This is a genomic window from Ochrobactrum sp. C6C9, assembly GCF_022627935.1.
Classification (GTDB): domain Bacteria; phylum Pseudomonadota; class Alphaproteobacteria; order Rhizobiales; family Rhizobiaceae; genus Brucella; species Brucella teleogrylli.
In genome coordinates this window covers 47,693-63,063 of record NZ_JABXGB010000007.1, presented here as the reverse complement: position 1 = coordinate 63,063, position 15,371 = coordinate 47,693, and the positions used below count along the sequence as shown (strand labels likewise).

Genomic DNA, 15,371 nt, shown 5'->3' with positions numbered 1-15,371 from the left:
ATCCCGTCACAAAATTCAAGCGAAAGACTTGGCGAACGCGTCGACCGCTGCCTTGAGCTTTGCTTTGATGTCGTCGGTGAGTGCCTTCTGATCGCGGATCGCATCCAGCACATCCTTGTGCTCGGTGCGCAACGAAGAAAGAAGACCTGCTTCGAACTTGCCAACCTGGTTGACGGCGATCTTGTCGAGATAGCCATTCACACCGGCATAAATCACAGCAACCTGTTCTTCCGTCTTGAGCGGCGAGAACTGCGGCTGCTTGAGAAGCTCGGTCAGACGCGCGCCACGGTTCAGCAAACGCTGGGTCGAGGCATCGAGATCCGAACCGAACTGTGCGAAGGCGGCCATTTCACGATACTGGGCGAGCTCGCCCTTGATCGAACCGGCAACCTGCTTCATGGCCTTGACCTGAGCCGAAGAACCAACGCGCGAAACCGACAGACCGACGTTAACAGCCGGACGGATACCCTGATAGAACAGGTTGGTTTCGAGGAAGATCTGGCCGTCGGTGATGGAGATCACGTTGGTCGGAATGAAGGCCGAAACGTCGTTGCCCTGCGTTTCGATGACCGGCAGAGCCGTCAGCGAGCCAGCGCCGTTTTCGTCGTTGAGCTTTGCAGCGCGTTCGAGAAGACGGGAGTGCAGATAGAAAACGTCGCCCGGATAAGCTTCACGGCCCGGAGGACGACGAAGCAGAAGGGACATCTGACGGTAAGCAACGGCCTGCTTGGACAGATCGTCGTAACCGATGAGAGCGTGCTGACCGTTGTCACGGAAGTATTCGCCCATTGCGCAACCTGCGAACGGAGCGAGGTACTGCATCGGAGCCGGATCGGAAGCGGTAGCAGCGATAACGATCGAATATTCGAGTGCGCCGCGCTCTTCGAGAACCTTGACGAACTGAGCAACAGTCGAACGCTTCTGGCCGATAGCAACGTAAACGCAATAAAGCTTTTCGCTGTCCGGGCCGTTGTCGTGGATCGGCTTCTGGTTCAGGAAGGTGTCGAGAATGATGGCGGTCTTGCCGGTCTGACGGTCACCGATGACCAGCTCGCGCTGACCACGACCAACCGGGATCAGAGCGTCAACAGCCTTGAGGCCGGTCGACATTGGCTCATGAACCGACTTGCGCGGGATGATGCCCGGTGCCTTGACGTCGACGCGGCGACGCTCGGTAGCAACGATTGGGCCCTTGCCGTCGATCGGATTGCCGAGAGCGTCGACAACGCGGCCGAGCAGACCCGGACCAACAGGCACGTCAACGATGGCGCCGGTACGCTTGACGACGTCGCCTTCCTTGATGTCACGGTCGGCACCGAAGATAACGACACCAACATTGTCGTTTTCAAGGTTGAGCGCCATGCCGCGAATGCCGCCGGGGAATTCGACCATTTCACCAGCCTGAACATTGTCCAGACCATAGACGCGAGCAATACCGTCGCCGACGGACAGAACCTGACCGACTTCGGAGACCTCAGCCTCCTTGCCGAAGTTCTTGATTTGCTCTTTCAGGATAGCGGAAATTTCCGCAGCGCGGATGTCCATCAGCCGACCTCTTTCAGTGCAAGCTTGAGAGAAGATAGTTTGGTGCGAAGGGACGTGTCGATCTGACGCGAACCCATCTTGACGATAAGACCGCCGAGGATCGACGGATCGACGGTGACGTTAATCGTCACGTCCTTGCCGGCCACGCTCTTCAGCGTTGCCTTCAATTCGTTTTCCTGCGCAGCGGTCAGCGCATGCGCGGAAGTGACATCGGCGGAAACTTCTCCGCGATGTTCAGCAGCAATCTTGTGGAATGCGGCGATGATGCCCGGCAGGGCGAAAAGGCGGCGGTTCGCTGCGACGACGCGCAGGAGATTTCCTACCAGACCCTTGATGCCCGCCTTGTCGGCAATGGCGCCGATCGCATGGAGCTGGTCTTCCGAAGAAAATACCGGACTGGAGATCAGACGCTTGAGGTCCTCGCTTCCGCTCAGAAGCGCCTCGAAACGAACAAGATCTTTCTCCACAGCAGCAACGGACTTGGCTTCGAGCGCCAGCTCGAAAAGCGATCCGGCGTAACGCTGTGCCACACCTGAAATGAGCGAAGACGTTTCAGCCACGAACAACCTGCTCTCTACGTTGAAACCATCCTTTTGGGGCCCAATGTTGCTCAGGACGCCAAGCCGATGATTTTATTGAATGTTTCCGGAAAACCACTGACGCGCGAGCACGTCAACACCGAAATGTGATTGCCGTCTAGCATAGACGAACCGGACTCGCAACACGCGAATCCCGCACTTTTGTGTAAGTTTTGTCGCGTTTTCCGATCAAAAAAGTCGCAGGGTTAACCGATGAAGCCAAAAGCGTAGAGCAATGGCCCGGCGGCCAGAAGGAATTCTACAATTCCTGCCAACCAGTTATAGATCGTGCCGCCGCCGCGTCCGACATTATCGGACATCATCGAGATGAAGCGCCCGAACAGGGCGAAGCCCCACGCCGCCCCCAGAACAACCCACAAGAAGGGTTGTGCAAAAATGAGGCAGCCAAGCCCCAGACCGAGATATGGACCGGCCAGCACGGCGCGGATGGAACTGAACGCTTCCGGTCGCGCATTGACCGGCTGCAACCGCAACAGCTTCATGGTGATGCCGGGCGCAAACAGCATGACGATGCCCGCAAAGGCCGTCACGGCTGCCGAGCTCCAGGCGAGCCATTCGCCGGTCGTGGTGGGAAGATAGAATTCCATCGCGATCACCCCTCAATTTGAACAGCACGGCTATAAACCAGTTTTGCCCAAACGAAAACCGATCGCACGGCATGAACGCACATCAATGGAGCCAGTCCTCAGCGCGACAGCGAACCGCGCATCCCGATGATACGCGCCAGAATCGACCGGATGAAGAGGATGGCCACGGCACCGATCACCCAGATGATCGCAAGTGCGGGCGCAAGCAAACTCTGCAGCAATTCAATACCTGAACCGGCTATCTGGTCCAGTTTGGTCGTATCCAGCAGCGCTGTTACTTCCGAGCCGATCAGGCTTTTTCCGGTCTCGGCCAGAACCGCTCCGTTGCCGCTGATCCAGACGATCACAGCATCCGAGATGGAATAGGCAAACCACATTAACAATGTCCAGACCACCAGCCCAAAAAGGGCGACCAGCCAGAATCCGGGACCATTCTTCGCTGATGATTGCGCGGGTTGGGAAGGGGTATATTTCATTGGTCTCAAGCCTCATTGGAACCTTGAAAGCCAGTCTGCATCCTCTAGCGACTAGAGAAGCAAGCCCCTATTTCTTGCATGAACGTCGATAGTTGCCCAACCTTACAAAAAGCTTTGCGGGTCGATGTCAACCTGCACCCGGATTGAGCCTCGCTCCTTGGGTGATGCAGCCAGCAAAGCACGGATAAAGGATTGAATATCCGCGCGTTTTGTCCCGTGGATCAATATTCGGAAGCGGTGCCTGCCGCGCACCAGCGCCAGCGGCGCTTCAGCGGGACCGAGTACGGAAACCTCCGAAGAGGACGGCGCGGCGCGGCGAAGCGCGCGCGCATGGTTTTCCGCATCCGGGCGGTTATCGGCCGAGATGATCAGCGCAGCAAGCCGTCCGAATGGTGGCAGAGCGCTGCGCTCCCGCTCCTCGATTTCGCGGGCATAAAAGGCTTCCGCATCGCCGCTGACAATGGCGCGCATCACCGGATGATCCGGCTGATAGGTCTGGATCAAACCGAGGCTCTTGCGACCCGTACGGCCCGCACGGCCCGTCACCTGATTGAGAAGCTGGAACGTGCGTTCGGCGGCGCGCGGGTCGCCATTGGCCAGCCCCAGATCGCCATCCACCACACCTACCAGCGTCATATTGGGAAAATTGTGCCCCTTCGCGACGAGCTGCGTGCCGATGACGATATCCGCCTCGCCCTTCGCAATGGCGTCGAGTTCCAGACGCAGCCGCTTCACGCCGCCCGCCATATCAGACGAAAGCACTATGATTCGCGCTTCGTTGAACGTCGCGGCAACTTCCTCCGCGATCCGTTCCACGCCGGGGCCACAGGCGACCAGATGATCGAGCGTGCCGCATTCGGGACAGGCTTCCGGCGTCGGCTCATGATAACCGCACTGATGGCACATCAGCTGGCCGCGAAAGCGATGCTCGACCAGCCAGCTTGAACATTGCGGGCACTGAAAGCGGTGACCGCACACCCGGCACAATGTCAGCGGCGCATAGCCGCGACGGTTGAGGAACAGCAGGGCCTGTTCGCCGCGCGCGACGGTCTTGCCGACCGCTTCGGTGAGTGCGGGCGACAGAAAGCGTCCCGGCGGCGGCGGTGACCGCCGCATGTCGATGGTTTTAAGATCGGGGAGTGCGGCTTCCGCATAGCGCCCGTAAAGCTTGATTCGCTTGTAGCGGCCCTGATCCGCATTGACCTGACTTTCAATGGAGGGTGTCGCCGAAGCCAGCACCACCGGGAAACCGCCAATATGGCCGCGCACGACGGCCATATCGCGGGCATTGTAGAAAACCCGGTCTTCCTGTTTGTAAGCCGGATCATGTTCTTCATCGACCACGATCAGCCCCAGTTCCTTGAAGGGCAGAAACAGCGCCGAACGGGCGCCCGCAACCACCCGTACCGTGCCTTCCGTGACCTGACGCCAGACGCGCTCGCGGGTGCGGGGCGCAAGGTCTGAATGCCATTCGGCGGGCTTGGCACCGAAACGATCATGAAAGCGGTCGAGAAACTGCTGTGTCAGCGCGATTTCGGGCAGGAGAATCAGCACCTGCTTGCCCTGATCGAGCGCCTTGGCGACAGCTTCGAAATAAACTTCGGTCTTGCCTGATCCCGTCACGCCATCGAGGAGGGAAACGGAAAAACAATCCGCCGCGACGGAATCAGAAAGCATTTCGGCAGCTGCCTGCTGGTCTTCCGAGAGCGTGGCGCGGGCATAATCCGTGTCGGGCTTCGCCACTACGGCGGGCGGTGGCAGCATCACTTCATCAAAGACGCCCTGCGCCTTCAATCCCTCTACGACCGTTGCCGAAACGCCCGCCGCATGGGCGAGACCCGACCGGGTCCAGGCAAGCCCGTCGCGGGCAAGCTCCATCACGCGGGCGCGCGCGTCGGTCATGCGCTCCGGTTCACCGCCGGAATAACGCAGGCCCGGCACAGACGGCTCGGGGTCGAAGGCGGCAGGCACGCGCAAAACCATACGCGCCACCATGCCGGGCGGCGAAAGCGTGTAATCCGCAGCCCAGCGCATGAAGCGGAGCATCTCGCCATCCACCGGCGGACAATCGAACACTTCGGAAATCGCTCTGAGCTTTTTGGCGTCGACCGCATCGGTTTCGCCCTCACAGACGATGCCCGCGACTTCACGCGGTCCGAGCGGGACGCGCACGATCGACCCGGGCTGGACGTTCATGCCCTCCGGGACCATATAAGAATAAGGCCGTTCTGCTGGCATAGGCACCAGCACGGGAACCACGCGCGGCGTGAAGCCCGGCAGCGCGTCCGAAAACAGGCCCAGAACAGGGTTAGCAATATCGTGCGAATCTTTCGACATGATCGCGTGACCTTGGCGCGGCTTTGCGCTAAAGAAAAGCCACCTTCCGGGACTTAAACGGATTTAGCTCCCAAAACCACCCGCGCTCACTATGGAGGAACGCTGTTATGAAGTTTTTCGTGGACACTGCGGACGTCAAGGAAATCCGCGAACTGAACGACCTTGGACTGGTCGATGGCGTGACCACCAACCCATCCCTCATCCTGAAGTCGGGTCGCAATATCGAGGAAGTTACCAAGGAAATCTGCTCCTTCGTCAAGGGTCCGGTTTCTGCCGAAGTTGCCGCGACCGAATATGAGCAGATGATGAAGGAAGCTGCCCACATCGCCAAATATGCAGATAATATCTGCATCAAGCTGCCCGTAACCTTCGACGGACTGAAGGCCTGTAAGGCTCTGTCTTCCGATGGCCACAAGGTCAATATGACGCTCTGCTTCTCGGCCAATCAGGCGCTTCTTGCAGCCAAGGCTGGCGCGACCTTCATTTCGCCGTTCATCGGTCGTCTCGACGATATGGCTATCAACGGCATGGAACTGATTGCGGAAATCCGCACGATCTATGACAATTACGATTTCCGCACCGAAATTCTTGCCGCTTCGGTTCGCACCGTCAATCACGTCAAGGAAGCAGCGCTGATCGGTGCCGATGTCGTGACCGCGCCTGCGGCAACGCTCAAGGCGCTCGTCAAGCATCCGCTGACCGACAAGGGCCTCGAAACCTTCCTCGCCGATTGGGCGAAGACCGGTCAGAAGATCGCTTAATCAGCGATTTTTGCGAAACAAATGAAAGGCGGGCTTCGGCCCGCTTTTTTATTCCAGAACCGTTTCACCATCCTGCTTGCTGACCCGAATCGGCCTGCTGCCGCAATGCTCGGCTATAGCGCTGGCAAGAGCGCTGGAATGGGTTACAACCCAGATCTGGCTGCGCTCGGATGCCTGCGCGATCATTCTCGCAAGTGACGGGATCATGTCCGGGTGCAGGCTTGCTTCCGGTTCGTTCAGCGCGATCAATGGCGGCAGGCGGTAGGCTAAAAGCGCGCCCGCCAGCGCCAATAGGCGAATCTGTCCGTCGGACAATTCGCCGGGTCGAAAGATGCGGGGCGGGAAAGCTGGAAAATTCAGGCCGAAACTGGCGGTTTCTTCCGGATAAGGAACGACCAGTTTCGCACCATCCAGCGCCTCTTCTATAAAGCGATCCAGATCGACCGTATCCTGACGGATATGCGCAAGCGTGGCAAAGACTGAGGCAAGATTGCCGCCATCCTCGTCCAGCATGGCTGCGGTGGCCGCAATGGAAGGCTGGCGTGCAGGAGCGTCGCGGTCGCTTCGGAAGCCGTGATAAAATCGCCAGCCACGCAGTTGCGCCGCGAGGTCGCCGATCTCGGGATAATGGCCCGACTGACCAAGCACGGCCAGCCCGCTTTCCGATGTCAGAAGCCGCGTCGGATGCTCCATGCGCCGCCCTTCCCCATCGCGGGCAAAGACCGCCGGACCGCGCCGGTCCATGAGATCGACCGGGCGACGACCCGTATCGAGATTAAGCTGTTCTTCCTTGATCTGCGGCTCGAAAGGAAATGCCCCGGAAACAGGTGGCGGCAAACCCGCCTCCACCCGATAGGAAAGGCGCGACGCCAGCCTTTCGTCCTCGAAATCCGCTTCCAGAATGATCCGCGCCGATTCGTGCTTGCGACGACCGCCGCTCCACATGGCCGACTGCATGCCGCCTTCCCGCACGATCTCCGTGGAGAAATTGCCTTCCGCAGCCGCCTTGATCAGTTGCAAAGCCCGATAGAGATTGGATTTGCCCGCCCCGTTTTCACCGACGAACACCGTCACCTGTCCAAGATCGAACCGGACAGAACGCAGCGAACGATAGCCTTTGGCCGAAAAGGAAGCGAGGCGCATGATCTCCACAACAGGCTGACACAACAAGGGCGGCACATGCCGCGCCGCCCTTTATATCCGTCTCGATGCGAACCACAAATTCCAATCAACCGGCCAAGGCCGTCACAGGCTCGAACCGGCGATTGTCTCTTGGCCGCGCATTATTCCCATTTCATCTCGCCCTTGATGACCTTGGCGCCCAGTTCCAGGCTGCTTTCGCCGCCCAGATCCGGATAGCGCTTCTTCATCGCAGCGATAAGCGTGGCACTATCCTTGGCCTTGTCGGCCTCCTCATCGAATGCAGCGATATAATCGCGGGTGAATTTGACCGCCGAAACATCCGTCGCAGAACCGGCCATCATATGGGCCGGGACAACCACTTCAGGATTGCGCGCCGCAATCGCATCGAGGTTCTTGATCCATGCCTCGCGCTGCGCCTTGTCAGCCGTATCGGCCAGCCAGATATGCTCGCCTGCGCCAATCAACACGCCGCCGAACACCGCCTTCAGCGATGGCACCCAAAGATAGCGGCGGTTCTTCATGCCTTCAGCCGGGACGATCTCAATCTCGTTGCCTTCCAGCGTGAGCGTCTTCACATCCGAGGCCTGCGGCAGGACCAGATCGGAGAGGTTCTGCGGGCCATTATCCTTCAGCTGCGGTCCCCAGACCTTAAGCTTCGTCTCGACATTGCCATTGATGGCGGCAACGGTTTCAGGAGCAGCGATGATTTTGACATCCGGGAAAGCCGACTTGATCTCGCGCAGGTTGAAATAATAGTCGGGGTCGCTCTGGCTGACATAGACCGTGGTGAGCTTCTTGCCGGTTTCCCTGATCTTTTCGGCAACTGCCTTGCCATCGGAGAAGGTAAAACCGCCATCGAGCAGAATGGCTTCCTTTTCCCCCGTCAACAGAACCGGCGTCCGGTTGAAGCCATTCTCATCGGCCTGGAAAAACTGCCACTGCAACGGCGCTGCCTTTTCCTGTGCCGCTGCCGGACCCGCAACGGCCAGTCCCGCCACGCCTAGTGCCGCAAAGGCCATGCCTTTCATGAGGTCTGAAAATCGCATCATCTGAATACTCCTGAAATAATGATTGAACCGACGGACACACCGCGCGGCTTTCACGCATGACGCATGGGGAAGTCGCTTCCCATTTTTCGCGTCACGCCTCGGGCAATATGCAAATTGTAAATTAGTTCATTTAAAACAAGGAGTTATAAAAATGTTTGCAGGGAACAGCAATGTTACCTTGCTGAATTCCTTGAGCCTTTTTGTGGTTAGCGAAACAAAAAAAACGGCGCCCGGAAGCGCCGCTTTTGTGATTTCAGATCAGAGGAACGATCAGAGCTTCGACAGCTTCTGCGCCAATGCGAGGAAAACCTGTTCGGCCAGTTCTTCCGCGGCGCGCTTGCGCGCATCGCGTTCTGCACGAAGGTTTGCGAATTCCTGACGCGGACGATCAAAGGAAGCGCCCGTCGTTCGTGTGCCCGTGGCAAGCGGCTTGCCGTCCTTGTCACGCAGCACGAAATTCGACGTCGCCTTGACGATACCAGCCGATGGACGGCCCGTGCGGTCGGTCTGATCGCCGATATCCACGCTCACGGCGGAAATCGTGCTCGTGCTGAGGCCGAGGCTCAGACGATACATCGGGTTGGCTGGTTCGCCAGCGCCACCGCCGAGCAGGAAGATCAGGCGATTGCGCACCTGCTGGCCATAGACATCGCCAGCCGGATCGATGGACACGGAAGCAAGCTTGGTGCGCATATCCGGCGTCACACTGCCGCCGATCGAACCACCGGCGCCGCCGCCCGACGAATAAAGCGGCTGCACCGTGCAGCCAGCAAGGAGAACCGCAGCTCCCACAGCCACAAAAGCGACGCGGAAAGTCTTGATTGCGGAGAGGAAACGATCAGGCAACGACATTGACGATCCTTTGCGGCACCACGATAATCTTCTTCGGCGAGCCCCCGTTGAGCGCAGCCTTGACGAAGTCAAGTTCGAGCACCGCCTGCTGGATGCTAGCTTGATCAGCGTCGCGGGCGATTGTCAAATCCCCACGCTTCTTGCCGTTGATCTGCACCGGCATCACGATCTCGTTTTCCACCACCAATGCGGCGTCGAAGAGCGGCCATGGCGCGCGGGCGACCAACGTTTCCTGTCCGGCGATCTTGCCGCCCAGTTCCGTCAGGCACTGTTCAGCAAGATGCGGCATCATCGGTGCGAGCATCTGGATAAGCTTTTCCGTGGCGTCACGAACAGCGCCCTTCAGCTCATCATCGGCCTTGTCCGAAGCGACAAGCTGCAACGGTGCTGCAAGCGCATTCACCAGCTCATAAAGTCGCGCAACGCCGCGATTGAAAGCGAGCTTTTCGATATCGTCGCCAACAGCGTTGACCGTCTTATGCACGGCCTTGGAAACGGCAAGCGCTTCGCCCTGCGAACCGGTCTTCGGCGCGACATCCTTCAGATGTTCGGCTGCTTCCGACACCAGACGCCAGACGCGCTGCACGAAACGATGTGCGCCTTCGGCGCCTGCTTCCGTCCAGATAACGTCACGTTCCGGCGGCGAATCGGACAGCATGAACCAGCGCGCAGTATCTGCACCATAAGAAGAGATGATATCGTCAGGATCAACGACATTCTTCTTCGACTTCGACATCTTCTCGATGGAACCGATTTCAACCGGCGCACCGCTGTCCAGCATGGTTGCGGTGCGCTTGCCGTCAATGTCCTCAATGCGGATATCGGCAGGAGCAACCCACTGACCATCGGCCTTGTAGGTTTCGTGCACAACCATGCCCTGCGTGAACAGGCCCTTGAAGGGCTCATCCAGACCGACATGGCCCGTAACCTTCATGGCGCGGGTGAAAAAGCGCGAATAGAGCAGATGCAGGATCGCGTGTTCGACACCACCGATATACTGGTCGACCGGCAGCCAGCGGTCTGCAATCGCACGATCGGTCGGCTCGTTTTCCCACGGCGCCGTGAAGCGCGCATAGTACCAGGACGAATCGACAAACGTATCCATCGTGTCGGTCTCGCGCCGGGCTTCGCCACCGCATTTCGGGCACTTCACATGACGCCACGTGGCATGACGATCCAGCGGATTGCCCGGACGGTCGAAATCCACATCGTCCGGCAGCTTGACCGGCAGGTCGGCGCGCGGCACCGGATTGACGCCACAGCTCTCGCAATGGATCATCGGGATCGGGCAGCCCCAATAGCGCTGGCGCGAAATGCCCCAGTCGCGCAGACGGAACTGCACCTTGCGGGCCGCTTGCGGACGATTGCCAAGCGTGGTCTGTTCCAGACGGTTTGCAACCTCGTTGAAGGCTGCTTCCGGCGCCAGACCATCGAGGAAACGCGAATTGATCATCACGCCGTCATCGGTATAGGCCGAGTCGGTGATGGCAAAAGTGGCAGCGTCCTCGCCCTTCGGCAGCACGACCGGCGTTACCTTCAGCGCATATTTATTGGCGAAATCCAGATCGCGCTGGTCATGCGCCGGACAGCCGAAAACAGCGCCCGTGCCATATTCCATCAGCACGAAATTGGCGACATAGACCGGCAGCTCCCAGTTCTCGTCGAACGGGTGCTTGACCTTGACGCCGGTATCAAAGCCCTTCTTTTCAGCGGTTTCAAGCGCTGCAAGCGAGGTGCCGTGCTGGTGGCATTCTTCGATGAAGCCGGTCAGCGCAGCATTACCTTCGGCAAGCTTTTTGGCCAGCGGATGATCGGCGGAAATCGCGACAAAAGCCGCGCCGAACAGTGTGTCGGGACGCGTCGTGTAAACCTCGATTTCCGAGAAGCCTTCCGGTGCCGTCTTGCCGTCGAGCGCGAAACGAACCTGCAAGCCTTCCGACTTGCCGATCCAGTTGCGCTGCATCAGGCGAACTTTTTCCGGCCACTGGTCGAGCGTGTCGAGACCGGCCAGCAATTCCTCGCTGAAATCAGTGATCTTGAAGAACCACTGCGTCAGTTCGCGCTGTTCGACCAGCGCGCCTGAGCGCCAGCCGCGACCGTCCACCACCTGCTCATTGGCGAGCACGGTGTTGTCCACCGGGTCCCAGTTGACCTTGGAGGTTTTGCGCGTCACCAGACCTTTTTCGAACAGGTCGATGAACAGCATCTGCTGACGATGGTAATATTCCACATCGCAGGTCGCGAATTCACGCGACCAATCAAGCGACAGGCCCATGGACTTGAGCTGGCGCTTCATCGTTTCGATGTTCTGGTAGGTCCATTCCTTCGGATGCACCTTGTTCTGCATCGCGGCATTTTCCGCAGGCATGCCGAACGCGTCCCAACCCATCGGGTGGAGCACATTGAAACCCTTGGCACGCTTGTAGCGGGCAACGACATCGCCCATCGCATAGTTGCGCACATGGCCCATATGGATGCGCCCCGATGGATAGGGGAACATCTCAAGCACATAATACTTCTCGCGCGGATCGCTGTTGTCCGTTTCGAAAGTCCGGTTTTCTTCCCAGACTTTCTGCCAGTGAGCTTCCGCCACGCGCGGATTATAACGTTCGGCTGCCATGTCCGTATTTACTCGTACGAAGGTGATGCAATAAGGAGAGTCGATATTTAATGGCGACCTTCACCACGTATTGGCGAAAGCGTCAACCTTTTGCGGATGAAAAGCCTGAAAGCGAGAGTTTCATGTCAGATATCGTCACGAACCTGAACACGGTCAAGGCCGCAATCGCCAATGCCGAAAAGGAAGCGCATCGCAACGAAGGTTCGGTCACGCTCGTCGCCGTGTCGAAAACCTTCGATGCGGATGCGATCCGCCCGACGCTCGACGCCGGACAGCGCGTCTTCGGGGAAAACCGTGTGCAGGAAGCACAAGCCAAATGGCCTGAACTGCGCGACCATTATTCCGGCATCGAACTGCATCTGATCGGCCCGTTGCAATCCAACAAGGCAGCCGATGCCGTCGCCCTGTTCGACGTCATCGAAACGGTGGACCGCGAGAAGATCGCAGCCGCGCTTGCCGACGAGATCGCCAAGCAGGGCAAGAGCCCGAAACTTTATGTGCAGGTCAATACGGGTCTGGAAGAACAAAAGGCCGGCATCGCACCGAAGGACGCCGTCGCCTTTGTCGCCCGCTGTCGTGATGAACATGGCCTCGCCATCGAAGGGCTGATGTGCATCCCGCCTGCCGATGAAAACCCGGGACCACATTTTGCCCTGCTGGAAAAGCTCGCCCGCGAAGCTGGCGTCGAGAAGCTCTCCATGGGCATGTCAGGCGATTATGAGACCGCTATCGGCTTCGGCGCGACCTCGGTTCGGGTCGGCTCAGCGATTTTCGGCGGTCGGTCCTATACGTCTCCGGCCTGATTTTTTTCAGTCGTGCAGGAAGTTAGTGCAGAACGATCTCCCCCTGCACATTTTTCCAGTCCGATGGGCCGAGCAAGCGGCAATGGGTATATGTCACCGAATGCAGCGGCCCGTCGATCTCCCGTTTCCAGAACTCGATGAAATGATGCAGCACCGGAAATTCCGGCGCGACATCATATTCCTGCCAGACAAACAGCTGCAGCAGATGCGGGTGATCCGGCATGTGATAGAAAAGTTTTGCCGTCGTCAGACCGTAACCGGCGAGTTGCAGTTCGAAGGCCGATCTCGCGTGAAAAGCGGACGTCGTCATGGCGATTTCCCCTTTTTTTGAAGAGCCATATATTTGGCTCCCGTATTTGAGATAATCGCTCCAAATAGTTTTTAAAGTGTAAAAACAATATGTTAGCACCATAGAGGCATGAGTGCTGCCAATGCAGAGATTTAACCTGCGTCATTGTGGACGGCAGACGGTCCTATCGTCTAATTTACCTTCACCGCTTAGGAAGCTAGATAAGACCCAACAGTGGTTACGAACCACGCACCGACGAGAGGACGTTGGTGAAACTTGGAGGAAATGATGTCGGAAAAGCTTTACCCCGTGCTGCCGGAGGCAAAGAAGAACACGCTCATTGACAATGAGACCTACCTCGAATGGTACAAGGAAAGCGTGAGCGATCCGGATGGCTTCTGGGCCAAGCACGGTCGCCGCATCGACTGGTTCAAGCCTTTCACCAAGGTCAAGAACACCGATTTCAACGGCGACGTCTCCATCAAGTGGTATGAAGACGGCGTCACCAACGTTTCCTATAATTGTATTGATCGCCACCTGAAGAGCCGTGGCGACAAGGTCGCCATCATCTGGGAAGGCGACAACCCCTATATCGACAAGAAGATTACCTATCGCGAGCTCTATGAGAACGTTTGCCGCATGGCGAATGTGCTCAAGAAGCATGGCGTCAAGAAGGGCGACCGCGTCACGATCTATCTGCCGATGATTCCGGAAGCCGCCTATGCCATGCTCGCCTGCGCGCGCATCGGCGCGGTGCATTCCGTGGTTTTCGCAGGCTTCTCACCCGAAGCGCTGGCCGGTCGTATCGTCGATTGTGAATCCACATTTGTCATCACCGCCGATGAAGGCGTGCGTGGCGGCAAGCCGGTTCCGCTGAAGGAAAACACCGACACCGCCATCGATATTGCCGCCAAGCAATATGTCATGGTCAACAAGGTGCTGGTCGTGCGCCGCACCGGCGGCAAGGTCAGCTGGGGCCGTGGCCGCGATCTGTGGTATCATCAGGAAGTCGCCAGCGTCGAGCCGCATTGCGAACCGGAACCGATGAATGCGGAAGATCCGCTCTTCATCCTCTACACGTCCGGCTCCACCGGCAAGCCGAAGGGTGTGCTGCACACCACCGGCGGCTATCTCGTCTATGCTTCGATGACGCACCAATATGTCTTCGACTATCACGACGGCGACACCTACTGGTGCACGGCGGATGTGGGTTGGGTCACGGGCCATTCCTATATCGTCTATGGACCGCTGGCCAATGGCGCCACGACGCTCATGTTTGAAGGCGTGCCGAATTTCCCCGATCAGGGCCGGTTCTGGGAAGTCATCGACAAGCACCATGTCAACATCTTCTATACCGCGCCAACGGCGATCCGCGCGCTGATGGGCGCTGGCGATGAATTTGTGACGCGTTCTTCCCGCTCATCGCTGCGCCTGCTTGGCTCGGTCGGCGAGCCGATCAATCCGGAAGCCTGGGAATGGTATTATCATGTGGTCGGCGAGGAAAAGTCGCCCATCGTCGATACCTGGTGGCAGACGGAAACCGGCGGCATTCTGATCACGCCGCTGCCCGGCGCGACCGACCTCAAGCCCGGCTCCGCCACGCGCCCGTTCTTCGGCGTCAAGCCGGAGCTCGTGGATAATGAAGGCAATGTGGTCGATGGTGCGACCGATGGCAATCTCTGCATCACCGACAGCTGGCCCGGCCAGATGCGCACGCTTTACGGCGATCACAAGCGCTTCATCGAGGCTTACTTCTCCACCTACAAGGGCAAGTATTTCACCGGTGACGGCTGCCGCCGCGATGAAGACGGTTATTACTGGATCACCGGTCGCGTCGATGACGTGCTGAATATTTCCGGCCATCGCCTCGGCACGGCGGAAATCGAATCGGCGCTTGTCTCACATCATTCGGTTTCCGAAGCTGCCGTTGTTGGTTATCCGCACGGGATCAAGGGACAGGGCATTTATTGCTACGTCACCTTGATGACCGGCGCAGAAACACAGGACGCCGACGAACTGCGCAAGGAGCTGACCCAGCACGTGCGCAAGGAAATCGGCCCCATCGCCACACCGGACAAGATCCAGTTCGCGCCCGGCCTGCCGAAAACCCGTTCGGGCAAGATCATGCGCCGTATCCTGCGCAAGATCGCCGAAGACGATTTCGGTTCACTGGGCGACACGTCAACCCTCGCCGATCCGGGCGTGGTGGACGACCTGATCGAAAACCGTCAAAACAAGAAGTAAAACAGAAGGGCCGGGATTTTCCCGGCCTTTTCATTTTTGGATGCGCCCTCCTCATCCTGAGGAAGC

Annotated in this window: 13 protein-coding genes; 3 read left to right on the top strand and 10 right to left on the bottom strand. The window is 58.3% G+C overall.

The features are described 5' to 3' along the window. Nucleotides 1–15: 15 nt before the first annotated feature. The 5 genes from atpA to HWD97_RS07370 form a co-directional block, all read right to left on the bottom strand. Nucleotides 16–1,545 (bottom strand): F0F1 ATP synthase subunit alpha, encoded by a 1,530-nt coding sequence (gene atpA, locus HWD97_RS07390; protein WP_124915895.1) that lies wholly within the window; start codon nucleotides 1,543–1,545, stop codon nucleotides 16–18. Next, entirely contained in the window at nucleotides 1,545–2,105 is a 561-nt protein-coding gene (locus tag HWD97_RS07385) for a F0F1 ATP synthase subunit delta (protein WP_109370319.1), read from the bottom strand. Before HWD97_RS07385 ends, atpA begins: the two co-directional genes overlap by 1 nt. A 224-nt stretch (nucleotides 2,106–2,329) precedes the next feature. Then, a complete protein-coding gene (locus tag HWD97_RS07380; RefSeq protein ID WP_109369818.1) occupies nucleotides 2,330–2,731 on the bottom strand; it encodes a DUF4345 domain-containing protein in 402 nt (133 codons plus the stop codon). A gap of 98 nt (nucleotides 2,732–2,829) precedes the next feature. Further along, nucleotides 2,830–3,207, bottom strand: a complete 378-nt coding sequence (locus HWD97_RS07375; RefSeq protein WP_124915896.1) for a hypothetical protein — start codon at nucleotides 3,205–3,207, stop codon at nucleotides 2,830–2,832. Between the two features lie 102 nt (nucleotides 3,208–3,309). Further along, entirely contained in the window at nucleotides 3,310–5,544 is a 2,235-nt protein-coding gene (locus HWD97_RS07370; RefSeq protein ID WP_109369820.1) for a primosomal protein N', read from the bottom strand. 107 nt (nucleotides 5,545–5,651) lie between these two features. On the opposite strand from HWD97_RS07370, the gene fsa reads away from it, so the two are divergent. Continuing rightward, on the top strand, nucleotides 5,652–6,305 hold the full coding sequence (gene fsa / locus HWD97_RS07365) for a fructose-6-phosphate aldolase (RefSeq protein WP_109369821.1): 654 nt from the start codon (nucleotides 5,652–5,654) through the stop codon (nucleotides 6,303–6,305). A gap of 48 nt (nucleotides 6,306–6,353) precedes the next feature. Here the strand turns inward: fsa and HWD97_RS07360 are convergent, their stop codons facing one another. The 4 genes from HWD97_RS07360 to leuS all read right to left on the bottom strand — a co-directional run bounded on the left by HWD97_RS07360 (nucleotide 6,354) and on the right by leuS (nucleotide 11,969). Next, nucleotides 6,354–7,448: an AAA family ATPase gene (locus HWD97_RS07360; RefSeq protein ID WP_109369822.1), complete on the bottom strand. Its 1,095-nt coding sequence runs from the start codon at nucleotides 7,446–7,448 to the stop codon at nucleotides 6,354–6,356. 140 nt (nucleotides 7,449–7,588) lie between these two features. Next, nucleotides 7,589–8,497, bottom strand: a complete 909-nt coding sequence (locus tag HWD97_RS07355) for an MBL fold metallo-hydrolase (RefSeq protein WP_244597179.1) — start codon at nucleotides 8,495–8,497, stop codon at nucleotides 7,589–7,591. A gap of 270 nt (nucleotides 8,498–8,767) precedes the next feature. Further along, nucleotides 8,768–9,349, bottom strand: a complete 582-nt coding sequence (gene lptE, locus HWD97_RS07350) for an LPS assembly lipoprotein LptE (protein WP_109369823.1) — start codon at nucleotides 9,347–9,349, stop codon at nucleotides 8,768–8,770. Further along, the gene (gene leuS / locus HWD97_RS07345; protein ID WP_124915897.1) at nucleotides 9,336–11,969 is read right to left on the bottom strand and encodes a leucine--tRNA ligase; all 2,634 of its coding nucleotides are present in this window, start codon (nucleotides 11,967–11,969) and stop codon (nucleotides 9,336–9,338) included. Before leuS ends, lptE begins: the two co-directional genes overlap by 14 nt. Nucleotides 11,970–12,091: 122 nt before the next feature. Here leuS and HWD97_RS07340 point away from each other — a divergent pair, with 122 nt between their 5' ends. Then, nucleotides 12,092–12,772 carry a YggS family pyridoxal phosphate-dependent enzyme gene (locus HWD97_RS07340; RefSeq protein ID WP_109370321.1) on the top strand — a complete coding sequence of 227 codons (681 nt, stop codon included), beginning with the start codon at nucleotides 12,092–12,094 and terminating at the stop codon, nucleotides 12,770–12,772. Nucleotides 12,773–12,794: 22 nt separating this feature from the next. On the opposite strand, the gene HWD97_RS07335 is transcribed toward HWD97_RS07340, so the two are convergent. Further along, entirely contained in the window at nucleotides 12,795–13,082 is a 288-nt protein-coding gene (locus HWD97_RS07335; protein ID WP_109369825.1) for an usg protein, read from the bottom strand. A 267-nt stretch (nucleotides 13,083–13,349) separates the two neighbouring features. Here HWD97_RS07335 and acs point away from each other — a divergent pair, with 267 nt between their 5' ends. Then, nucleotides 13,350–15,305, top strand: a complete 1,956-nt coding sequence (gene acs / locus HWD97_RS07330) for an acetate--CoA ligase (protein WP_109369826.1) — start codon at nucleotides 13,350–13,352, stop codon at nucleotides 15,303–15,305. Nucleotides 15,306–15,371 lie beyond the last annotated feature (66 nt).